Raw genomic sequence first — 23420 nt, 5'->3', positions numbered from 1 at the left:
GAGCAAATGAGCCAATTCAGCAAAGATCAGGTTCAGGACATGTATTATTTGTCGCCGATGCAGGAGGGAATGCTGTTTCATACTCTCCTGAATCCCGGCCAAAGTTTTTACATCGAACAAATGACAATGAAAGTAAAAGGCAGCTTGAATATCAGATGCCTTGAAGAAAGCATGAATGTGATCATGGACCGGTACGATGTATTTCGTACCGTGTTCATTCACGAAAAAGTAAAAAGGCCGGTCCAAGTCGTATTGAAAAAACGGCAGTTTCAGATAGAAGAAATCGATCTGACACATGTAACGGACAGCGAGCAAACAGCCAAAATCAATGAATACAAAGAACAGGATAAGATCAAGGGCTTTGATTTGACGCGGGATATTCCGATGCGGGCAGCCATTTTCAAAAAATCGGAAGAAAGCTTTGAATGGGTGTGGAGCTACCACCACATCATTTTGGACGGCTGGTGCTTCGGCATCGTCGTGCAGGATCTGTTTAAGGTATACAATGCCCTGCGCGAACAAAAGCCGTACAGCCTGCCGCCGGTCAAACCGTATAAAGACTATATCAAGTGGCTTGAAAAGCAAGATAAACAAGCATCACTGCATTACTGGCGCGGGTACTTAGAAGATTTTGAAGGACAAACGACATTTGCGGAGCAAAGAAAGAAACAAAAGGACGGCTATGAGCCGAAAGAGCTGCTCTTCTCACTGCCGGAGGCGGAAACAAAAGCATTTACCGAGCTTGCAAAATCGCAGCATACCACTTTGAGTACGGCGCTTCAGGCGGTTTGGAGTGTATTAATCAGCCGCTACCAGCAGTCCGGCGATTTGATCTTCGGCACAGTCGTTTCCGGGCGTCCCGCAGAAATCAAAGGCGTTGAACATATGGTCGGGCTGTTTATCAATGCTGTCCCGAGGCGGGTGAAGCTGTCTGAGGATACCACATTTAACGGCTTGCTCAAGCAGCTGCAGGAGCAATCGCTGCAGTCTGAGCCGCATCAATATGTGCCGCTCTATGACATCCAAAGCCAGGCCGATCAGCCAAAGCTGATTGACCACATCATTGTGTTTGAAAATTATCCGCTTCAGGATGCAAAAAATGAAGAAAACAGTGAAAACGGCTTTGATATGGAGGACGTCCATGTTTTTGAGAAATCGAATTATGATCTCAACCTGATGGCTTCTCCAGGTGATGAGATGCTGATTAAGCTTGCCTATAACGGGAATGTGTTTGATGAGGCGTTTATCCTGCGCTTAAAATCTCAGCTTCTCACAGCGATTCAGCAGCTCATCCAGAAGCCGGATCAGCCTGTCAATACGATCAGACTTGTTGATGAAAAGGAAAGAGAGCTTCTGCTTACCGGCTTAAACCCGCCGGCTCAGACTCATCAGGCGAAGCCTCTGACAGATTGGTTCAAGGAAGCGGTGAATGTAAATCCAGATGCACCGGCGCTTACGTATTCCGGCCAGACTCTTTCCTATCGTGAATTAGATGAGGAAGCGAACCGTCTTGCGCGCCGTTTGCAAAAGCAAGGCGCGGGTAAGGACACCGTTGTCGCGTTATACACGAAGCGCTCGCTTGAGCTGGTGATCGGCATTCTCGGCGTATTAAAAGCGGGAGCGGCTTATCTGCCGGTTGATCCGAAGCTGCCGGAGGACCGAATCTCGTACATGCTGGCTGACAGTGCGGCAGCCTGTCTGCTGACACATCAGGAGATGAAAGAAAAAGCGGCTCAGCTGCCGTATACAGGAACAACACTCATCATCGATGATCGGGCACGGTTTGAGGAACAGGCAAGCGATCCTGCAGCCGCAATTGATCCCGATGATCCGGCGTATATTATGTATACGTCCGGCACAACCGGAAAGCCAAAGGGCAATATCACCACTCATGCCAATATTCAAGGATTGGTCAAGCATGTAGACTACATGGCATTTTCTGAACAAGATACGTTCTTATCTGTTTCCAATTACGCCTTTGACGCATTTACCTTTGATTTCTACTCATCAATACTGAATGCGGCACGGCTCATTATCGCAGATGAACATACACTGCTTGATACAGAACGGCTCACTGATCTGATCCGGCAGGAGAATGTCAATGTCATGTTTGCGACAACCGCACTTTTTAATCTTCTCACCGATGCGGGAGAGGAGTGGCTGAAGGGGCTTCGCTGTGTGTTATTCGGGGGTGAGCGCGCGTCAGTGCCTCACGTCAGAAAGGCGCTTGAGATCATGGGGCCCGGCAAGCTGATTAATTGCTACGGGCCGACTGAGGGAACGGTGTTTGCGACAGCTCACGTCGTGCACGACATACCGGATTCCATTTCCTCATTGCCGATCGGAAAGCCGATCAGCAATGCCAGTGTTTATATTCTTAACGGGCAAAATCAGCTTCAGCCGTTCGGAGCTGTCGGTGAACTGTGCATCAGCGGAATGGGTGTATCAAAAGGGTATCTGAACCGTCATGACCTGACGAAGCAAACGTTTATCCCAAATCCATTCAAGCCGGGAGAAATGCTTTACCGCACAGGGGATTTAGCACGCTGGCTGCCGGATGGAACAATTGAATACGCCGGGCGTATTGACGACCAGGTCAAAATACGCGGACACCGGATTGAGCTTGAAGAAATTGAAAAGCAGCTGCAGGAATACCCGGGTGTGAAAGATGCGGTCGTTGTTGCGGACCGCCATGAGTCTGGAGATGCATCAATCAACGCCTACCTCGTGAACCGGACGCCGCTTTCAGCTGAAGACGTAAAGAGGCACCTGAAAAAACAGCTTCCTGCTTACATGGTGCCGCAAACCTTTACTTTCTTAGAGGAGCTTCCGTTAACGACAAACGGGAAGGTCAATAAACGGCAGCTGCCGAAACCGGATCAGACTCAGGCGGCGAAAGAATGGATCGGGCCTCGAAACGCGACAGAAGAAACGATTGCACACATCTGGTCCGACATCCTCGGCAGACAGCAGATCGGGATTCATGATGATTTCTTCGCGCTCGGAGGCCATTCCTTAAAAGCGATGACGGCAGCGTCGCGCATTAAAAAAGAGCTCGGTACGGACATTCCGGTGCAGCTGTTATTCGAAGCGACGACAATTGCAGACATTGCCGGTTATCTGCTTCACGGTGAAGAAAAAGGAATGAAAGATCTCACCATCATGAATAAAAATCAGTCTGACACACTGTTTGCGTTCCCGCCGGTTCTCGGTTACGGGCTGATGTACCAGCCGCTGGCAAAACAGCTGTCCGGCTATAAAATCTGTGCGTTTGATTTTATCGAGGAAGACAACCGCATCGAACGCTACACAGAGCTGATCAATCAGCTCCAGCCGGAAGGACCGGTCAAGCTGTTCGGATACTCGGCAGGCTGCACGCTCGCCTTTGAAACGGCCAAACGGCTTGAAGCCGAAGGCCGTAAAGTGGAGCGGCTGATCATGGTTGATTCTTATAAAAAACAAGGCGTCAGCGACTTGGAAGGCCGCACCGTAGAAAGTGATGTCCAGGCGCTGATGAAGGTAAACCGGGACAATGAAGCGCTGAATAACGAAGCCGTCAAAGAAGGTCTCGCCAAAAAAACAAACGCGTTTTATTCTTATTTTGTGCATACCGTCAGCACCGGCACGGTCAAAGCGGATATAGATCTATTAACGTCAGAACCGGACTTTGCGATGCCGCCGTGGCTCGCTTCGTGGGAGGAAGCCACGACAGGTGAATACCGTGTGAAAAAAGGCTGCGGTACTCACGCAGAAATGCTTCAGGGAGAATGTCTCGAAAGGAATGCGGCATATTTGCTCGAATTCCTAAGGAAGGAACATCTGAAGCTGACAACTTCACGATAGAAAAGGAGGAAGCCCGCCAATGGTCCAGCTCTTTAAATCGTTCGATACCACGGAAAAAACGCAGCTTATCTGTTTTCCGTTCGCAGGAGGCTATTCCGCATCATTCCGCCCGCTCCACACCTATCTTCAAGGTGAGTGTGAGATGCTTGCCGCGGAACCGCCGGGACACGGAACAAATCAAATGTCCGCCGTTGAGGATTTTGAACAGCTTGTCAGTTTATACAAGCAGGAGTTGAATCTCCATCCTGACCGCCCGTTTGTGCTGTTCGGCCACAGTATGGGAGGCATGGTCGCTTTCAGGCTGGCGCAAAAGCTGGAGCGGGAGGGCATTTACCCGCAGGCCGTGATCATCTCAGCCATTCAGCCGCCGCATGTTGAAAGGAAAAAAGTGTCTCATCTTGATGATGAAAAATTTCTCGCCCATATTATCGAGCTTGGCGGAATGCCGCAGGAGTTAGTGGAGAATAAGGAGGTCATGTCATTTTTCCTGCCTTCTTTCAGATCCGACTACCGCGCGCTTGAAAGCTTCCGTCCGTCTGATTCTCACATCATTCAATCACCCGTCCATATTTTTAACGGGCGGAAGGATAAAAAATGTATCAAAGATGCGGACGGATGGAAAAAATGGGCCGACAATCCCGTATTTCATGAGTTTTCGGACGGCCACATGTTCATATTAAGTGAAACTGAAAAAGTGGCGGAACGAATCTATGAGATTATTAACAGGAGCACTGCAGGCCAATTGTTATAGGATATGACAGACAGCATTCGCTGTCTGTTTTTTGTAACAAAATCTGCCCGTAAGTTTTCTCATTTATCAAAAATTTTATGTTATGATTTGATGGAATATAATTTTGAAGGGATTGTCGTACATGAATGATGCAGCAAAAGAGCTGAACAGAACATTATCTGAAGAAAACCCGCACGTGCTTCATATGCTTTCTGATTTGGGCAGAGAGTTGTTTTATCCGAAAGGGGTGCTGACACAATCGGCGGAAGCGAAAGCCAAGGCCGGAAAGTATAATGCCACGATCGGGATCGCCACCTCACAGGGCGAGTCCATGCACTTTTCCCATATTCAAGAGACACTGTCCGCCTATAACCCCGATGATATCTACGATTATGCTCCGCCTCAGGGAAAAGAGCCGCTCAGACAGGAATGGCTGAAAAAAATGCGTCTCGAAAATCCTTCATTAGCCGGCAAAGACATCAGCACGCCGATCGTGACAAACGCTTTAACACACGGACTGAGCATTGCCGCCGACTTGTTCGTCAATGAAGGGGATACGCTGCTTCTGCCTGACAAATATTGGGGAAATTACAATTTTATTTTCGGTGTCCGGCGCAAGGCATCCATTGAGACGTACCCGCTTTTTCAGCAGGATGGGCGTTTTAATGCGGCGGGGCTGTCCGAGCTGCTGAAAAAGCAGGAAGAAAAGGCGATTGTCGTGCTGAATTTCCCGAATAATCCGACAGGCTACACGCCGGGAGAAGAGGAAGCGGCAGAAATCGTCAGCGTGATCCTGGAGGCGGCAGAAGCCGGCAAAGAGATTGTCGTACTCGTAGACGATGCGTATTACAATCTGTTTTACGATGAAACGGCCATTCAGGAATCCATCTTCAGCAAACTCGCCCAAGTGCACGACCGGGTGCTTTGCGTGAAAATAGACGGCGCGACGAAGGAAAATTACGCGTGGGGCTTCCGCGTCGGTTTTATTACGTACAGCACAAAAAGCGAAAAAGCGCTGCGCGTGCTCGAGGAAAAAACAAAAGGGATTATCAGGGGAACGATTTCAAGCGCCCCGCACCCGTCCCAAACGTTTATGCTGCGGGCGATGCAGTCACCGGAATACGAAAAAGAAAAATCGCTGAAATATAACATCATGAAAAAACGGGCTGACAAAGTGAAAGCCGTTCTTGCAGAAAACAAGCACTATGATGACGTATGGACGCCTTACCCGTTTAACTCTGGTTATTTCATGTGTGTCCGGCTGAAAGACATAAACGCCGGCGAATTGAGAGTATCGTTGCTTGAAAAGAGAGGAATCGGGACGATATCCATTAATGAAACCGATTTGCGAATCGCATTTTCATGTGTTGAAGAGGAACACATCGCGGATCTGTTCGAAGAAATTTATCAGGAAGCAAAGCAGCTGCAGAAACAGGCGGAAATATCAGGCTGACAAAAAAGGAGGGGGACACCCTCCTTTTTGTCTTTTATTCTGTTACATTTACTTTCCCATTCACATTTTCCCGGAGCATTTGCCTGAAAACGGCGATATCTTTTTGCGAATAGAAAAGTCGTTTCGGCAGCAGAAGTGTTCCGTAACCCGATGTTTGTAATCGAAACATATCTTTGTGCTCCCTAGCCGAGAGCAGTTCATCCCATTCAAAAAGAATGCTTGCGTTTTTTTGTTTTTGGCTGATTCCGAGCTGATGAATCGTAATACTTCTGGCAGATTTCAGCCGCTGATTCGTTTTGTATGTTCTGTAAAGACGGAAGAATGAGATTGCCGTTGCGATCACCGTGACTGCCAAAGAGAGAATCACAGCTGCAAGGAAATTCAGGAGAGCTCTGACGCCCCATGTGCCGCCTGTAACCGGGCCGTTCATTTCAAAACAGATGGCAGAAGCCAGCAGCATAATCAAAAAACAGACAGCCGCGGATTTTCCTTGGTGATAAGCAAAGTGTTTTCTTACATCGGCAAATGTTAAGCAGCCCGCGAGATAGATATTTTCATTTCGTGTGTTGATCATATTCCTTCTTCGTTTCCTTTCATTTTTTCCCTATGTCGTAATATGCTTTTTTTCCGCCGTCCTGAAGCATTGCTTCCCAAGACTCCGATGACGATACAGACGGCGCCGGCGATATGATACCAGCGGAGTGACTCATGGAGAACGAGGACACCCGCAAGCATCGTCACGATGACGGACAAATTGTTAAAGGCGCTCATCTTAAACGCTTCAATCTTGGACAGCGCGTAGTTTGACATCAATGATGTAATGAGAGAAGACAAAATGCCTAAATACAGAATCGCTGCGATAAAACCGGGATCGCGGAAGGGCAGAAAATACTGCCCGATCGTTCCTTCCGCTCCGTGCCGGAAGAGAGCGATGCAGTTGAAGGAAGCAAAGCCGATCGCAGACATGCACCAGGTCAGCTCACCCAATGAAAAACGCTGGGTCATGCGTCTCGCTGCCGTATTGTAAAGGGCGGAGGACAGCGCGGACAACAGGATCAGGAAAGCACCTTTAAAACTCGCCGATTCCGCGGACACCCCTTTCATTGTGAAAATAAATACCACCCCGGCCACTGACAGGCATGTGAATCCCTTTTGCGCCCATGTCGGACGTTCCTTTAAAAAGTAAGACGAAAACAGCATCGTAAAAATCGGGATGGCGGCTTGAATGATACCGGCTTCCGATGATGAAGAATACAAAAGGCCGAACGCCTGAAAACTGAAAAACAAAGCCGGATATAAAAGGGCCAAAGGCAAGATCGCCAGCACATTCTTCCAGCTGACGGACAGTTTGATCCAGCCGAATAAAACAGGAAGCATTGCACAGATGAAGGCCGCTGTGAACCGATGAGCCAATATATCAAACGGATTGGCGGATTGAAGCGCAATCTTGACAAATATAAAGGAAAAACCGATAATCAGCGCATTTAAAATGGCAGCGAGGTAAGCAGCAGCCAAACGGTTTTGATTAATCATCCTTACGAACTCCTTTAATGAGATCGAGCGCCGGCCGCTCCCTTTTATTGTATGGGAAGGGAAGAAGCAGTACAATGAGAATAATGATAAACTGTACCGGTACAGATGGAGGTTCAGCATGGAAAAGTATATGAACGTGATGATAGAAGTGGAGAGTCTCATTGAAGGCGGCACTTTTCAGGAAGGGGCGCGGCTGCCTTCTATCAGGCAGCTGGCCGAGCGTTTTCACGTCAGTAAAAGCACCGTCATCCGTGCGCTTCAGGAGCTTGAAAAACGGCACATTATTTATGCCGTGCCGAAAAGCGGCTACTATCTTATTAAAAATGAAAAAAAGCAGGAGCGAGAACAAACAGGTATCATTGATTTTGCAGCCTCGGCGCCGGACCCTGATATTTTTCCGTACCGCGACTTTCAGCATTGCATCAACAAAGCCATTGATATGTATAAAAATGATTTGTTCATTTACGGCACGCCGCAGGGGCTTCCGTCTTTAATCCGGGTGCTTCAGAGGCTGTTATCCGATTATCAGGTATTTGCAAAAGAGCGGAACATTTTTATCACCTCGGGTGTGCAGCAGGCGTTATCCCTGCTGTCTCTGATGCCGTTTCCGAACGGAAAAAAGAAGATTTTAATCGAACAGCCGGGCTATCATCTGATGGTGGAGCAGCTTGAAGCGCTGCGCCTTCCCGCCTGCGGCATTAAACGGACGGCTGAGGGGCTTGATATGGCGGAAGTCGAGCGGCTGTTTCAGACGGAGGAAATTAAGTTTTTTTACACGATGCCCCGATTTCATAATCCGCTCGGCAGCTCTCTGACAGAATGGCAAAAACGAGAGCTTGTCCGATTAGCGGAGGCGTATGACGTTTATTTGGTTGAGGATGATTTCCTAGGAGATTTAGAGGACAATCAGAAGGCAGACCCGCTGTACGCCTACGATCTGTCTTCCCGCGTGATTTATTTGAAAAGCTTTTCGAAAATGATTTTTCCGGGGCTGCGTGTTGGAGCGGCTGTGCTCCCGGATTCGCTGGCCCCGGTTTTCCATACGTATAAAAAGCTGAGCGATATCGACTGTTCGATGATATCCCAAGCGGCCCTTGAAGTGTATATCAAAAGCGGCATGTTCAAAAGGCATAAAGAAAAAATCCGGGCCTCTTACAGAGCACGTTCCGAGCTGCTCCAAAACGCGCTGCAGGAGTACGGCGGTTTTTCTGTAAAGCAAACGTCGATCCATACCCATCTCGTGCTGGAGAAAAGCCTTTCCGCTTCAAGAGTTGTGCAGCGTCTGAAAGCGCAAGGCGTGCTGGTGGAGCCGATTGAGAGCCATTACCTATCGGATTTTCCGAAAGAAAATATCATCAAACTCAACGTGTCCAACGTCAAGACAGGGGATATCACGCGAGGCATCAAAATGCTGACGGATTGCTTATAACAGCTCTTCATACGTTTTCATCTCAATCCCGTCACAAAAATCGGGATGCGCCGCACAAACGGCCAGCTTATACTCCTCGTCCGCCTCATATGTGCGGATGAAACAAGGTTCATGTCCGTCCGGAAGTTCAATGGACACATGGCCGTCGTCTTTGAGGCGGACGCTGAATGAATCAAGCGGCAGGGAAAGCCCTTTTCCGGCCTGTTTGATAAAGCTTTCTTTCATCGACCACAGGTGGTAAAAATAATCGGTCTGCTGATCGGGGTGTTTCGCTTGCAGATCACTGTATTCCGTCGGCGAAAAAAACCGTTTGGCGATATCAACCGTGCCGGGCTTCATTTTTTCAATATCAATGCCGATCGGTTTTGAATCAACGGCGCACACGATCCAGCGACCGGAGTGGGAAATATTAAAGTGCATGTCCGGAAGCGCGGGGATGTACGGCTTTCCGTATTCCTGAACGCTGAATGAAATTCCGGCCGGATCAAGTCCGTAAGCCTTCGCCGCAGCGGTGCGGATCAGCATGTCGCCGATCAAGGTGCGGTGAGCATCCTCCTTATGGTAAAAGCGCCGGCATTTTTCCCGCTTTTCGGCGGACACGGCCGCCATCATCCGATCCTCTTCCCCTGCAGAAAGCGGGCGGTCCATATATACTCCGTAAATCTTCATGTCCGATCCTCCGTCTGAAAATATTGTCAAAACCATCCTATCATATCAGACGAAAGCTGTCCGAAAATAAAAAAACAAAACCGTTTCGGCTTTGTTTTTAATGAACGGACGTTGCCCGCCCGGAGATCGCGTATGTTAACAGTTTAGAGGACTGCGGCAAAGAAAAACGCAGAATCAGCCCCGTCAAAACAGCCGTAATAATGGTTCCGGCACCGATAGGTCCGCCCATCATCCAGGCTGCGGCAAGAATCGTCAGCTCAATGCCGTTCCGCACCCATTGCACGTTCCAGCCCGTTTTTTCAGATATCAGCATCATCAGAGAGTCCCGGGGGCCCGCGCCGAGCCCTGCTGATACGTAAATACCGACGCCGCAGCCGATCAGCAGCAATCCGATAGAAAAAAACACGGCCGCTAAGGAAAAAGCGTGCGTCTCAGGAAGCAGAAACGAAAAGAAATCAATAAACATTCCCATCAGCACCATGTTTAAGATAGCGCCGATTTTCGGGAGTGTCCTTGTGAACAGGCAGGTTAAAGCCACGATGACTGCGCCGACCACGATGGACCATTGGCCGACAGAAAACCCGAAATGCTGAAAAAGCCCATAATGAAAGGCATCCCAAGGGCTGATGCCGAGAGCTTTTCCTTTAATGGTTAACGATACCCCGAAAGACAAAATTAACAGACCGGCAAAATAAAACGTCCAGCGCATCAAGAATTCCCGCTTCAAAGAGGCCCCTTCTTTCATAAAATTTCATTAATTGTCATTGTAGCATAACCGCCAAAAAAAAGAAGAAGCGAAATCAGTGTTTCGCTTCTTCTCCCGCTCCTACAAAGGATTCAGTATACGATTTAAAAACCGCTGCGTGCGTTCTTCTTTCGGCGCGGAGAAAATTTGCTCCGGCGGTCCTTGTTCCACAATGACGCCGCCGTCAATGAAGATGACTTCATCGGCCACTTCCTGCGCGAATTTGATTTCATGGGTGACGACGACCATCGTCCAGCCTTCGTTCGCCAGATCCTTAATCACTTTGAGCACCTCGCCGACCAGCTCCGGATCAAGCGCTGACGTCGGTTCGTCAAACAGCATCAGCTCGGGCTGAATCGCAAGCGCGCGGGCGATGCCGACACGCTGCTGCTGACCGCCGGAAAGCTGGAACGGATATAAATCCATTTTGTCTTTCAGTCCGACTTTTTCCAGAAGCTCCATCGCTTCTTTTCTGACTTGCTCCTTGTCGCGTTTTTGCACTTGAACGGGTCCTTCCATGACGTTTTCAAGCGCCGTGCGGTGAGGAAACAGATGATACGCCTGAAAGACCATGCCTGATTTGCGGCGGAGGCGAAGAATATCAGCCTGCTTCACTTTTTTGGAGAAATCTATTGAAAAATCGGAGAATGCCAGCTCGCCGCGATTGGGAATCTCAAGCGCGTTCAGACAGCGCAGAAGCGTCGTTTTTCCTGAACCGGACGGCCCCAGAATGGCGATGACTTTCCCTTTTTCTATCTCCATATCTATCTTTTTTAAAATTTCATTCTGTCCGAATGATTTATTTAATCCTTTGACGGAAAGCATATCGAAACCTCCTTATTTGGCCACATAACGGTCGAGACGCCGTTCGATCACGTGTTGTACGATTGACAGCAAGAAGCAGATGATCCAATAAATAAAGGCGGCTTCAATATAGATGACCAAGATTTGATCAAGGTTTTGCGCGCCGATTTCCTGCGCTTTTCTGAACAACTCCGCGACGAGAATCTGTGACGCGAGAGATGTATCCTTGATCAGGCTGATAAATGTATTTGATAATGGCGGAATGGACACGCGAAACGCCTGCGGCAGGATCACGCGGAACAATGTCTTGCGATAGGTCATGCCGATCGTATAACCGGCTTCCCATTGCCCTTTCGGCACGGATGAAATAGATGCCCGGATGATTTCAGAAGCGTAGGCGCCCACGTTTAATGAAAACGCGATGACTGCGCTTGGGAAAGGGTCCAGCGTAATATTAAATGTCGGGAACAGATAAAAAATGATGAACAATTGAACGAGAAGAGGAGTGCCGCGCACCGCTGATACGTATACGCTGAACACCCATCTCAATGGTTTCATATTTGACATTCTGGCGAGCGCCGTAATCAGCGCGATGATCATCCCGAAAATAAAGGAAAGAATGGTAAGGGGAATCGAGTAATAGATTCCCCCGGAAAGAATCGGCCAGAATGACTGCTGCACCAGATCCCAAGGAATGGCTGTTGCAATCACGGGTTCCGGCATGTTACTTAGAAACATCTTCGCCGAACCATTTTTTCGCTATTTTAGAAAGAGTCCCGTCCTCTTTCATTTCTTTTAACGCCTTGTTGACGTGAGTCACAAGTTCGCCGCTTCCTTTTCGGAATGCGAAATACGTCTGCTGCGGCTGGCCTGCTTCAAACGCGATTTTCACGTTTTTATTGCCGGACGTTTTTAAGTAGTTCAGTACGGCAAGCTTATCGTTGTAAGTCAGATCAGCGCGGCCCTGCTGAATGAGCTGAAGGGATTGCGCCATGCCTTCAACGCCTTCAATTTTCGCGCCGGCTTCTTTCGCTAATTTATTGTAATTGCTTGTTAATGACTGAGCCGCTGTTTTTCCTTTGACATCAGCCTCTTTCGCAATCGTGCTGTCTTTTTTCGTCACGACGACTGCATTTGACGTTGTGTATTTATCCGAAAAATCATATTGGTTCTCACGGCCCGTTTTGCCGACTTGGTTGGCAACGACGTCAAACCGTTTCGCGTTTAATCCGGCAAACATGCTGTCCCATTGCGTTTCTTTGAAGTCAGCTTTCAGATCGAGGCGTTTCGCGACTTCTTGAATCACTTCAACATCATATCCGGTCAGTTTGTCACTCTTTTTATCATGGAAGGTAAACGGTTCGTACGTTCCTTCTGTGCCGACGGTCAGTACGCCTTTTTTCTTGACAGAAGCCCAAAGATCGCCGTCTTTTGACTTAGATCCGCTGTCCTGTGAGTTTCCGCAGGCTGCAAGCATTGCGATGCTGACCATCATGAACAAAGCGAATAATGCTTTTTTCATCTTCTTTATTCCCCACTTTTCTGAGTAGTTTTATTGAGAAAAAATAGCTCCCAATTGTAAAGGATAACTTTTTTTTAGTATGAGTCAAGTAATTGGTTTTCATAAGCGGGAATTCTTCGTGTTCCGGATCAAAATAATTCCAAAAACTGTCTGACCGGCTTCGGCAGATAGCTGTCTTTTCTCCAGATGACGGCCGGTGTCATGACAAACGGGTTGTCTTCGATGATAACCGTTTTGACATGCGAGCGCATATGGACGGGAATCATCGTCAAAGGCAGAATTGTGGCGCCGAATCCTGATGATACGAGGCTCAAGAGCGTCGCGGAGTCATGGCATTCACAGACAACCTGAAGGTCGAGACCGTACTGTTCACAAACTTGGAGGACTTGGTCATACACACCTCTTCCATTGACGGTGCGCAAAAGGATCAAAGGCAAAGAGGCGATGTCATTCAGTTTAATCGTTTCTCCGCACAGTCGTTTTGAATGCTCGGACAGCACCAATACACACGGAATGTCTTCAAGCTCCTTCGATTCAATGCCGTCGTTTTTAATCAAGGTGGTGGTCACGGCGGCGTCAATCTGCCGGGTTTCCAGAAGCTCGAGCAGTGAGACGGGCTCATCTTCCCAAATGTTAAAGGTGAGATGGGGAAACCGCTCTTTCATCTGTGACACTTTCTCAAGCATGAGGGCTGCGCAGTAAATGGTTGACCCGACGGCAAGTGTGCCGGCCACCTCCTCCTTCAGCTCTTGTACCTCGATAATGGCATCCTCAAACTTATGAAGAATCTCTTTCGCTCTTTTCAAAAAGACATTTCCTTCATATGTAAGGGTCATGTGTTTCTTTTTATTGCGGTCAAACAGAATGACGCCCAATTCTTCTTCGAGCTGTTTCAGCTGTCTGCTTAAAGGCGGCTGTGCCATATGAAGCTTTTTGGCGGCCGTCGTGATTTTCTGCTCTTGGGCAATGGTGATGAAATAACGCAATTGCCGGATATCCATGAGAACGCGCTCCTTTCTGTTATACCTTTAAGGTATGATACATAGATTTAACGAATATTTTTCATATGGATATATCAGGAGTATGATGGTTTTGACACCACATTTCAAGCGTAAAGGAGGGGTCGATATGAAGCTCGTCATCGGAATGACCGGGGCAACGGGAGCCATATTCGGGATCAGGCTTTTAGAATATTTAAAAGCCGCGGAGATCGAAACCCATCTTGTCGTGTCTCCTTGGGCAAATGTCACCATTACACATGAAACCGATTATACGTTAAAAGATGTCGAGAAACTCGCATCCTATACGTATTCTCACAAAGACCAAGCCGCGGCGATTTCAAGCGGTTCGTTTGAAACGGACGGGATGATCATCGCTCCGTGCAGCATGAAATCACTGGCAAGCATCCGCACCGGAATGGCTGACAATCTGCTGACAAGGGCGGCTGACGTCATCTTGAAGGAGCGGAAAAAACTTGTGCTGCTGACAAGAGAAACGCCGCTCAGCCAAATTCATTTAGAAAATATGCTAGCGCTTACAAAAATGGGTTCCGTCATTCTTCCGCCGATGCCGGCATTTTATAACAAGCCGGCTGACATGGATGAATTGATAGACCATATTGTGTTCCGGACGCTCGATCAGTTCGGCATCCGTCTGCCGGAAGCGAAACGGTGGTACGGAATTGAAAAACAAAAAGGAGGAATCTGATAATGGCCTATCAGGATTTTAGGGAATTTCTCGCCGCTCTTGAAAAAGAAGGGCAGCTCTTAACAGTCAACGAAGAGGTGAAACCGGAGCCAGATCTGGGCGCCGCCGCGCGTGCAGCCAGCAATCTCGGGGATAAAACCCCTGCGCTTTTGTTTAACAATATTTACGGACATCACCATGCGCAGGTGGCTCTGAATGTCATCGGCTCGTGGCCGAATCACGCGATGATGCTCGGCATGCCGAAAGATACGCCGGTAAAGGAACAATTCTTTGAGTTCGCCAAACGGTACGATGCATATCCGGTGCCGGTCAAACGGGAAGAAACCGCGCCGTTTCATGAAAATGAAATAACGGAAGATATCAATCTATTTGACATCCTTCCGCTATTCAGAATCAACCAGGGGGACGGCGGCTACTATTTGGATAAAGCGTGTGTCATTTCCCGCGATCTTGAAGATCCGGACAATTTCGGCAAGCAGAATGTCGGCATTTACAGAATGCAGGTAAAGGGAAAAGACCGCCTCGGCATTCAGCCCGTGCCTCAGCATGATATTGCGATTCATCTTCGCCAAGCTGAAGAACGCGGCGTGAATCTTCCCGTTACGATCGCGCTGGGCTGTGAGCCGGTGATTACGACAGCTGCGTCAACTCCGCTGTTATACGATCAATCCGAGTATGAAATGGCCGGCGCGATTCAAGGGGAGCCCTACAGAATCGTCAAATCTAAATTGTCTGATTTAGACATCCCTTGGGGCGCTGAAGTCGTTCTGGAAGGAGAGATCCTTGCGGGAGAACGGGAATACGAAGGACCTTTCGGTGAGTTCACGGGCCATTATTCAGGCGGCCGCAGCATGCCGGTGATCAAAATCAAACGGGTATATCATAGAAACAATCCGATTTTTGAACATTTATACTTAGGCATGCCGTGGACGGAGTGCGATTATATGATCGGCATTAATACGTGCGTGCCGCTTTACCAGCAGCTCAAGGAAGCTTATCCGAACGAGATTGTCGCCGTGAACGCGATGTATACGCACGGCCTGATCGCCATCATTTCAACGAAAACGCGCTACGGCGGATTTGCCAAGGCGGTCGGCATGCGCGCCCTGACCACGCCGCACGGACTCGGCTACTGCAAAATGGTCATTGTCGTGGATGAGGATGTCGATCCGTTTAACCTGCCGCAAGTCATGTGGGCGCTCTCAACGAAAATGCATCCGAAACACGATGCAGTCATCATTCCTGACCTGTCTGTCCTTCCGCTTGACCCGGGGTCTGATCCGACAGGGATGACACACAAAATGATTCTTGACGCCACGACGCCTGTCGCGCCGGAAACAAGAGGCCATTATTCGCAGCCGCTTGATTCTCCGCTGACAACGAAAGAGTGGGAACAAAAACTGATGGACTTAATGAATCAATAAGAAAGGATGAGGTTGCAATGAAAACATGCCCGCGCTGTGAATCGAAAAAAGGAGAAACCGTCAGCCAATCGCCGGTCAAAGGTGCCTGGGAAATTTACCAATGTCAAACCTGCTTTTTCACATGGAGATCCTGTGAACCGGAAAGCATCACGAATCCGGCGGCATTCAACCCGGCATTTAAAATCGATCCGAAAGAAACGGAGACGGCCGCACATGTTCCCGCTGTTCCGGAAAGAAAAGCGTAATGCTGACGGAGCACTTGCCGGAGGCGCTTTACACGCTTTTAGACGGGACGGAGCTTGAAAAAAAGCAGCACGACGCATTTGTGCTCCAATCCGTGACAAAAGAAGGCCGTCCGCACGCGGCCATGATCAGCGCCGGTGAAATCGTGGCCGTGAGCAGAACAAATCTCCGGCTTGCCTTATGGAAAAACACGACGACCGTAAGAAGCCTTCTGCATTCGGGACAAGCTCTTTTCATCGCCTGGCACGGAGGAGCCGCATATTACGTCACATTGGAATGTGAGGCGCTTCCGCCGCTGAAAGAGGCGAAACACGAGCGGGAACGGTTCAGCTGCCGGGTGATCACCGTCAAGGAAGATCGGGCGAAATACGCGGATCTGACATCCGGACCGGCCATCCAGCTCCACGAACCGGAAGATGTCTTGAAGAGATGGAGAGAAACGCTTGAGGAGTTAAAACAATAGACGCATCAAAAAAGCCTGCGGACGATTCCGCAGGCTTTTCTTTATCTGTTATTGAACGCCTTTCATCGCCCGTTTAATGACGGGAGACAGAAGAATCAAAATAATACCGAGAATGATCGAAACAAGACCGATTGAGCCGAAGTAGGCCGCTTCAGAAATCTTATCAAACAAACCGACTACTTTTGCGTTCAGGGCTTGACCGCAGGCGTTTGTTAAAAACCACATGCTCATCGTCTGCGCTGAGAAAGCGGCAGGCGCAAGTTTCGTTGTGACGGATAAACCGACCGGTGAAAGGCAAAGCTCACCAAGCACAACCAAAAGGAAGCTGAGCACAAGCCAAAGCGGGCTCACAAGCTCGCCGCTCCCGCCCATAACCGGAAGCACCATGACTAAAAATGATAATCCGGCAAGGATAATGCCGATCGCGAATTTAATCGGTGTTGAAGGCTGGCGTTTGCCGAGCTTCATCCAGATCCAGGCGAACACCGGCGCGAAAATAACGATGAATAATGGGTTCAGAGACTGGAACCATGAAGACTCAAGATGCATGCCCGCAAAGGAAAGTCTCGTGCGCTGATCCGCATATAAAGCAAGAATCGTCGCGCCCTGCTCCTGAATCGCCCAGAACATTGCCGCTGCAACAAACAGCGGAACATAAGCCGCAAGCCGTGATTTTTCCGTTTTCGTCGCTTTTTTGCTCGTGAACATCACGATAAAGTAAATAACCGGAATAACAATGCCGAGGATACTAACCGTATCAATCACACGCTGGATCGTCAGCCAGCCGGTTTGAATCAGAACGATGATAACGGCTGCTGCGATGACCACTCCGATTCCCGTGCCGATCACTGATGATTTAGAAATCGGATTCGGTACATTGGAGCCTGCTTTGCCGAGGTATTTCTTTCTCGTAAGAGCGAAAACAATCAGTCCGAGGAACATACCGGCCGCGGCGCATCCGAAGCCTAAGTGGTAGTTGTACTTCTGTCCGAGTGTTCCGACAATTAGCGGCGCAAGCAATCCGCCGAGGTTGATCCCCATGTAAAAGATGCTGAAACCTGAGTCGCGGCGCTCGTCTTCCTTCGTATATAAATCTCCGACAACGCTGGATACGTTTGGTTTAAGCAGGCCGGTTCCGATAATGATCAGAGCCATGCTGGTAAAAAACGCCGCCGTGCTGCCAGGGAAGGCAAGAGCGATGTGCCCGAACATAATTAAAATTCCGCCGTAAAATACGGTGTTTGCCGTGCCGAATACCCGGTCGGCCAGCCATCCGCCGATGACGCTCGACATGTATACGAGAGACCCGTATATGGACATGATGGCAACTGCGGTCGTTTTATCAAAGCCGAGACCGCCATGAGCGACTTCCGTGTATAAATAGTAAAGCAATATGGCTCTCATACCATAGTAGGAGAAACGCTCCCAAAATTCGGTGAAAAACAGTGTGAACAAGCCGCGGGGATGACCGAAAAAGCCTCGTTGCGGCACAGTTTCTGTTATAGAGTCCTTATCAATAGATGCCACCTGAGCCAACCCTTTCTTAAAAAAGTGTATTACAAAAATCATATTCTTATATAATACTTGTGTCAATATAATTTATACTGAATTCAAAAAATTCCAGAATGAAAAGATATTAAAACGTTGAATATAGACGAATTTTCCTAATTCCAATGACTTATTTTGTTATATTATCTGACTAAACTATCTTTATAAACTTTTTTAATAAAATTTAAAGTATGTACAGGCGGAGCGGGATATGGCGGAATAAGATGACAATAAGAGAGGAAGGAGGAGATTATCACTTGCCGAATCGTATATTGGATATTACGGATTGCGGTGTGGCGGCAGACGGAAAAACCGATGTGACGGGCGCCATCAACCAATGCTTGGCCAAGGCCGTCAGCGAAGGCTGTCATACGGTGTTTTTTCCGCCGGGAACGTATAAAATCAACGGCACGCTTGGCGGGGACAGCAGCCAGCCGTTTCGGAACGCCGGGATTAACGTGCCGAGCCATCTCACCATCGTTTTAGATCCGGAATGCACGATTAAAGTGGCGCCGAACAGCTCTTGGGGCTACTCGGCTTTCTATATAGGCAGGCGGGAAAATGTCACCATCACCGGCGGCCGGATCATCGGCGAACGGGATGAACACACGTATACCAATGTCCCTTTGCGTTCGACCCATGAATGGGGATTTGGAATCTGTATTGAAGGCAGCAGCAATGTGCTGATCGAAAATGTGAAGATTTCGGATTTTACGGGAGACGGCATTATTGTCAGCCCGCTCGGGTTAAAAACAAACAGTGATTACGAAACTTCAGAACAGGTGACCATCCGCCGCTGTGAGATCAGGCAGTCAAGGCGAAACAACATTTCAATCACCGGCTGCAATACCGTTACGGTGGAAGAATGCGTGATTGAAGACGCCGGGCAAGGGAACGGAACGGCTCCGAAATTCGGAATCGATATTGAATCGTACGGAGAAGGCGATATTGATTATGAAGAAGCTCTTCATATTACGGTACGCAACAACTTCTTTTCCGGAAACGCCGCAAGCTCAGTCACCAATTTTAACGGATATAATGTGTTAATTGAAGGAAATCATTCCGATAACACAATCAGCTACGGGTATGGGGCACATACCGTCATTTCGGGGAATGTCTTCTTTCGGTCAGATGGCGGCTCAAGAACCGCAGTCGCCGGACAAGGTGTGTCACAGGGGCAGGACAGCAGCAATGCCGTCATTTCCAACAATCTGATTACCGGTTTTTCCACCGGAATAGATGTAAGGGGAAAAAGCGTCCTCGTCACCCATAACAAAATCAGTCAATTTGAAAATACGGGCATTTCCGTCTATCAAGCGGAAGATGTGACCGTTGACGGCAATGTCATTGAAAACGGACGTTCCGAAACGAGACGAAGCACGGGGATGCGGGCGACGCTGTCGGAAAACGCCGTCTTTATGAATAATACTCTAAATCAGGTAACGGACGGAATCAGCATGTCGGCCGGCAATATCACCGTAAAACAAAATGTGCTGAAATCGTTCAGCCGGGGCATATGGGTCACAGGCGGAAATGCCGTTATTGAAGGAAATACGCTGATTCCGAATGCGTATCAGGGCGCCGCGGAGTCCTATGCCGTATCTGTGACAAATGACGCAAGGGCTGTCATCAAAGGCAATCTCTTTAAGAACTATAAAAACTATCCCGTATTCAGTTCAACATCCTCGGGGACCTCTGTCATCAGCAACCGCTTTGAATCATCACCACTCATCGTTACCGTGTATCTGAATTCAGGCACGCATGAAGTCATAGACAATACGCTCACGATCAACCGAACGGCGGGCAGCCCGATCGGCATTTATCTGAACGGAGCCTCCAATTCCCTCGTGTCGGGCAATACCATCAACAACCTTTCCGCCGCTTCTGCTTCCGCCATCCAAACCAATTCCTCCGCAAGTACTAAAATCATCGGCAACCGCATTATCAAAGGCGTCATTGTGAAACACGCGACAGATACGGACAGCGGAAATATCGTCATCTGAAAACAATCTGCATCGGAAAAATAAAAAGAACACATGAACTCCGAAAGAAGGAGGGATGTGTTCTTTTTTGACACAATACAGCCGTGCGCCTGTCAGGCATCTTTTTTACCGGATTTATATAAAACGATCATTTCTCTGATTAAAAAGAGGGCGAATAAAAACAGCATCAGCCATTCTGAGAAGGTGGTCAATTTAAAAGCGGACAGGTTGTTTTGGACCGCTCCATAGAAACTGAAACCTTGCAGCATATCTATCGTTACTGAAATGATCAGACAGGCAGCCAGCAAAAAAAATGAAACCCCCAATATTTTCATGCGCATCACTCTCCCTTTTTATCCTTTTCGATTACGCAGAACTTATACAGACTTTCCGCCGTGCATAATCTTTTGCCGTACAGGAAGAATATGAAAAAAACGAGGAGAGGTTTTTTGCGATATGCCGCCATTTTTTAAACAGAAGAAACAAAAAAAAGCCGATCAAAACGACCGTGACAATGAAGGCAGAAAAGAAGCGGACAGCCAGCCGGACAAAGAGCGGGATGAGCCGATCTCCCTCAGCTTAAAGCAAAATATGAAGAAGCTGTCTGAGAGGTTCGGCAACAGTGCCGACGTCGTCATCCGCCGGCTGAAAATCGGAAAAGAAGAGCTTCCGGCTGCAATTGTGTATATCGCCGGTTTGGTAGACGAACAGCTCGTCAGCCAATCCCTTCTGGAGGATTTAATCGACATCCCGTCCGTTCAGCCGGAACAAGCGGTCTGCCTGATATACGATAAAACGCTTGCGATCGGCGGGGTGAAAGAGGCAGAAAAATGGAAAAGTCTTTATGCCGGGCTGGTGGCGGGCAGCACGCTCATTTTTGTCGACGGGGCTGACAAGGCGCTGATCGCCAGCACGGAAGGGGGAGAGCACCGGTCCATTCAAGAACCGAGCACTCAGGTCTCTTTCCGCGGCCCGCGGCAGGGATTCACTGAATCTCTGCAAACCAATATATCCATGATCCGCAGGTATGTAAAAACGCCTGATGTATGGGTTGAAAAAATGGAGATCGGACACGAAACGAATACGGATGTCGCGCTGATGTATATTAACGGAATTTGCGATAAAAAGCTGATTAAGGAAGTCCGCAAGCGGCTGAAGCACATTGACATCGACAGCATTCTGGAATCCGGCTACATTGAACAGCTCATTGAAGACGCGCCGTTTTCTGTGTTTCCCACCGTATATCATACGGAGCGGCCGGACGTCGTGGCGGGGAATCTGCTGGAAGGACGATTTGCGATTATCGTGGACGGAACGCCGTTCGTTCTCATCGCGCCGGCCTTATTTATTCAATTTTTTCAATCCGTTGAGGATTATTATTCACGATTTGATATCGCCACCAGCATCAGGGTGCTGCGGGTTTTGATCTTCTTCATTTCACTGGTGGCGCCGGGGATTTATGTGGCGGCGACGACCTTTCACCAGGAAATGATTCCGACGCAGCTGCTGATTGTCATCGCGGCTCAGCGGGAGACGGTGCCGTTCCCGGCCGTGATTGAAGCGCTGACGATGGAAGTGGCCTTTGAGATTCTCAGGGAGGCGGGTGTCCGGCTTCCGAGAGTTGTCGGCTCCGCCGTTTCCATAGTCGGAGCGCTTGTCATCGGCCAGGCCGCCGTACAGGCCGGCATCGTCTCCCCGGCCATGGTTATCGTCGTCGCCCTGACGGCGATTGCCAGCTTTGCGACCCCGGCTTTTGACATGGCGATATCTGCGCGCCTGATCCGGTTTCTCTTTATTCTGTCGGCGGCGGTCATGGGATTTTACGGGCTGATTCTGGGCATTATCATGATGTTTGTCCATCTGTGCGGCCTGCGTTCATTCGGATTTCCGTATATGTCCCCGCTCGCTCCTTTAACCCCGGGCGGGCTGAAGGATTCCCTTCTCCGAGCTCCGTTATGGGCGGATGAAAAAAGGCCGGGACTGCTCGTGCAGGAAAACAACAGGCGCCAAGGGGAACATCAAAGACCGAAACCGGAGACATCCAGAGGAATGGTTAATAAAGATGTAGAAGAGGGCGACGGTAATGAAAAGACGTAAATGGATGCTTATCCTTTGTACGATGGTTTCCCTTATGTTTGTATCCGGATGCTGGGATAAAAGGGAGCTGACCGATCTAGCGGTGATCTCCGCCATCGGTATTGACCGGACCGAAACGGGAAAATACGTCCTTCACTTGCAAATTATCAATCCGGGAAACGTGGCCGGCGGTCTGCAGGGCGGCGGAGCGGGAGACCGGCCTCCGGTTTCCGTCTATTCGGTGTCCGGAGACAATATGACGGAAGCTTTGAGAAAAGGCTCGATGAAAGTGTCCAGAAGGCTCTATTTTGCGCATACGAATCTCGTGGTGTTCAGTGAAAAACTGGCGAAAGAGGAAGGGCTCAGTTTTATTCTGGACAATCTTGACCGCGACACCGAATTCAGGACGACCGCAACCGTTGTGATCGCGCATAATTGCAAGGCTGAAGACATTATTAAAGTGCTGACGCCGATTGATAAAATCCCTTCCAATAAAGTGAACAAGACGCTCAGCTTCACGCAGGAACAATACGGCAGAGTCATTAAAACCAGCCTTCAGGACGTTCTGATTGATCTCGCTTCTCCGGCCGGGTCGCCGTTTATTCCTGGTTATGAAATGCACGGAGACGATAAAGCCGGTCCTACGATGGAAAATACGCAGACAACTGAACCGAAAGCAGTGCTGTCAGCGGACGGACTGGCGGTGTTCAAAAAGGATGGGAGGCTGGATTACTGGATTGAGGATGACGACAGTGTGGGGGCTGTATGGCTGCTCAATAGGATCAAGCATACGTTCATCAATGCGGATTGGAAGAACGTGAAGCATGCCATCAGTCTGCAGGTCACCCGCCAGAATACAAAAGTGACGGCCACTTTTCCGAACGGAAAACCGCATATTCACGTGCATGCTCAGGTCGAGGGGCTGGTGGACGCTGTCAGATACCCTTTCCATCTGTCTGATCCGCAAGTGCTGATGACGATGCAAAAGGCGCTCAGCGTGCAGCTTGAGAAAGATATCACCAAATCGATTGAAGATATAAAAGCCCATAAGAATGACTTCGTCGGCTTTGGAGACCTGATCTATCGGAAGCATCCGGACAAATGGAAAAAGTTCAAAGGGAAGTGGGATGAAGAATATTTCCCCAATCTCCCCGTAGATGTCAAAACGGAAGTCATTATCAGAAGAACGGGCTTGCGGAATAATCCTCTCTCAGACAAGCTTGAGCATGATTGATTTGAGGAGAAAGGA

The 23420-nt window shown here is 48.9% G+C and carries 21 protein-coding genes; 11 read left to right on the top strand and 10 right to left on the bottom strand.

Annotation, left to right across the window (positions count from 1 at the left end; all coding sequences use genetic code 11):
* The first annotated feature begins 6 nt into the window (after window positions 1–6).
* The 3 genes from srfAC (at window position 7) to SB24_RS07960 (ending at window position 6026) form a co-directional block, all read left to right on the top strand.
* Window positions 7–3843, top strand: a complete 3837-nt coding sequence (srfAC, locus tag SB24_RS07970) for a surfactin non-ribosomal peptide synthetase SrfAC (RefSeq protein ID WP_039252815.1) — start codon at window positions 7–9, stop codon at window positions 3841–3843.
* 19 nt (window positions 3844–3862) lie between these two features.
* A complete protein-coding gene (gene srfAD / locus SB24_RS07965; protein ID WP_012116775.1) occupies window positions 3863–4594 on the top strand; it encodes a surfactin biosynthesis thioesterase SrfAD in 732 nt (243 codons plus the stop codon).
* A gap of 121 nt (window positions 4595–4715) precedes the next feature.
* Window positions 4716–6026 (top strand): aminotransferase class I/II-fold pyridoxal phosphate-dependent enzyme, encoded by a 1311-nt coding sequence (locus SB24_RS07960; protein ID WP_007410240.1) that lies wholly within the window; start codon window positions 4716–4718, stop codon window positions 6024–6026.
* A gap of 34 nt (window positions 6027–6060) precedes the next feature.
* On the opposite strand, the gene SB24_RS07955 is transcribed toward SB24_RS07960, so the two are convergent.
* A complete protein-coding gene (locus SB24_RS07955) occupies window positions 6061–6600 on the bottom strand; it encodes a YcxB family protein (protein ID WP_007410241.1) in 540 nt (179 codons plus the stop codon).
* Window positions 6597–7559 (bottom strand): DMT family transporter, encoded by a 963-nt coding sequence (locus SB24_RS07950; RefSeq protein ID WP_077392020.1) that lies wholly within the window; start codon window positions 7557–7559, stop codon window positions 6597–6599. Before SB24_RS07950 ends, SB24_RS07955 begins: the two co-directional genes overlap by 4 nt.
* Window positions 7560–7677: 118 nt before the next feature.
* On the opposite strand from SB24_RS07950, the gene SB24_RS07945 reads away from it, so the two are divergent.
* Window positions 7678–8988, top strand: coding sequence for an aminotransferase-like domain-containing protein (locus SB24_RS07945; RefSeq protein ID WP_039252814.1), 1311 nt, complete (start codon window positions 7678–7680; stop codon window positions 8986–8988).
* Here the strand turns inward: SB24_RS07945 and SB24_RS07940 are convergent.
* The 6 genes from SB24_RS07940 to SB24_RS07915 form a co-directional block, all read right to left on the bottom strand.
* Complete coding sequence (locus tag SB24_RS07940; protein ID WP_039252813.1) at window positions 8983–9657, bottom strand: 4'-phosphopantetheinyl transferase family protein; 675 nt, start codon at window positions 9655–9657, stop codon at window positions 8983–8985. The two genes, SB24_RS07945 and SB24_RS07940, sit on opposite strands and share 6 nt — an antisense overlap.
* Before the next feature lie 97 nt (window positions 9658–9754).
* Entirely contained in the window at window positions 9755–10402 is a 648-nt protein-coding gene (locus SB24_RS07935) for a YczE/YyaS/YitT family protein (protein ID WP_082020261.1), read from the bottom strand.
* Between the two features lie 81 nt (window positions 10403–10483).
* A complete protein-coding gene (gene tcyC, locus SB24_RS07930; RefSeq protein WP_007410246.1) occupies window positions 10484–11227 on the bottom strand; it encodes a cystine ABC transporter ATP-binding protein TcyC in 744 nt (247 codons plus the stop codon).
* 12 nt (window positions 11228–11239) lie between these two features.
* Complete coding sequence (locus SB24_RS07925; RefSeq protein WP_003156375.1) at window positions 11240–11944, bottom strand: amino acid ABC transporter permease; 705 nt, start codon at window positions 11942–11944, stop codon at window positions 11240–11242.
* Window positions 11931–12728 (bottom strand): cystine ABC transporter substrate-binding lipoprotein TcyA, encoded by a 798-nt coding sequence (tcyA, locus tag SB24_RS07920; protein WP_015416795.1) that lies wholly within the window; start codon window positions 12726–12728, stop codon window positions 11931–11933. Before tcyA ends, SB24_RS07925 begins: the two co-directional genes overlap by 14 nt.
* Window positions 12729–12856: 128 nt before the next feature.
* Window positions 12857–13729 (bottom strand): LysR family transcriptional regulator, encoded by an 873-nt coding sequence (locus SB24_RS07915; protein ID WP_015416796.1) that lies wholly within the window; start codon window positions 13727–13729, stop codon window positions 12857–12859.
* A 91-nt stretch (window positions 13730–13820) separates the two neighbouring features.
* Here SB24_RS07915 and SB24_RS07910 point away from each other — a divergent pair, with 91 nt between their 5' ends.
* From SB24_RS07910 to SB24_RS07895, 4 genes are read left to right on the top strand one after another with little or no spacing between them, the layout of a single operon-like run.
* On the top strand, window positions 13821–14435 hold the full coding sequence (locus SB24_RS07910; protein ID WP_094032062.1) for a non-oxidative hydroxyarylic acid decarboxylases subunit B: 615 nt from the start codon (window positions 13821–13823) through the stop codon (window positions 14433–14435).
* A gap of 2 nt (window positions 14436–14437) precedes the next feature.
* Window positions 14438–15859, top strand: coding sequence for a phenolic acid decarboxylase BsdC (bsdC, locus tag SB24_RS07905; protein ID WP_039252809.1), 1422 nt, complete (start codon window positions 14438–14440; stop codon window positions 15857–15859).
* A 17-nt stretch (window positions 15860–15876) separates the two neighbouring features.
* Window positions 15877–16104 carry a non-oxidative hydroxyarylic acid decarboxylases subunit D gene (locus tag SB24_RS07900; protein ID WP_007410250.1) on the top strand — a complete coding sequence of 76 codons (228 nt, stop codon included), beginning with the start codon at window positions 15877–15879 and terminating at the stop codon, window positions 16102–16104.
* Entirely contained in the window at window positions 16104–16565 is a 462-nt protein-coding gene (locus SB24_RS07895) for a hypothetical protein (RefSeq protein WP_039252807.1), read from the top strand. The genes SB24_RS07900 and SB24_RS07895 overlap by 1 nt, the downstream gene beginning before the upstream one ends.
* A gap of 48 nt (window positions 16566–16613) precedes the next feature.
* On the opposite strand, the gene SB24_RS07890 is transcribed toward SB24_RS07895, so the two are convergent.
* A complete protein-coding gene (locus tag SB24_RS07890; RefSeq protein WP_012116786.1) occupies window positions 16614–18092 on the bottom strand; it encodes a peptide MFS transporter in 1479 nt (492 codons plus the stop codon).
* A gap of 278 nt (window positions 18093–18370) precedes the next feature.
* On the opposite strand from SB24_RS07890, the gene SB24_RS07885 reads away from it, so the two are divergent.
* Complete coding sequence (locus SB24_RS07885) at window positions 18371–20116, top strand: right-handed parallel beta-helix repeat-containing protein (RefSeq protein WP_039252805.1); 1746 nt, start codon at window positions 18371–18373, stop codon at window positions 20114–20116.
* Between the two features lie 92 nt (window positions 20117–20208).
* Here the strand turns inward: SB24_RS07885 and SB24_RS07880 are convergent, their stop codons facing one another.
* On the bottom strand, window positions 20209–20430 hold the full coding sequence (locus SB24_RS07880) for a YczF family membrane protein (RefSeq protein WP_007410254.1): 222 nt from the start codon (window positions 20428–20430) through the stop codon (window positions 20209–20211).
* 121 nt (window positions 20431–20551) lie between these two features.
* On the opposite strand from SB24_RS07880, the gene gerKA reads away from it, so the two are divergent.
* The gene (gerKA, locus tag SB24_RS07875) at window positions 20552–22192 is read left to right on the top strand and encodes a spore germination protein GerKA (protein ID WP_039252803.1); all 1641 of its coding nucleotides are present in this window, start codon (window positions 20552–20554) and stop codon (window positions 22190–22192) included.
* The gene (locus SB24_RS07870) at window positions 22179–23405 is read left to right on the top strand and encodes a Ger(x)C family spore germination protein (RefSeq protein WP_020955315.1); all 1227 of its coding nucleotides are present in this window, start codon (window positions 22179–22181) and stop codon (window positions 23403–23405) included. The genes gerKA and SB24_RS07870 overlap by 14 nt, the downstream gene beginning before the upstream one ends.
* Window positions 23406–23420: the final 15 nt, after the last annotated feature.

It is taken from the genome of Bacillus sp. Pc3 (assembly GCF_000815145.1).
GTDB classification, from domain to species: Bacteria; Bacillota; Bacilli; order Bacillales; family Bacillaceae; genus Bacillus; species Bacillus velezensis.
Note: the sequence above shows the minus strand (reverse complement) of the source record. Positions and strands in the feature narration are given on the sequence as shown.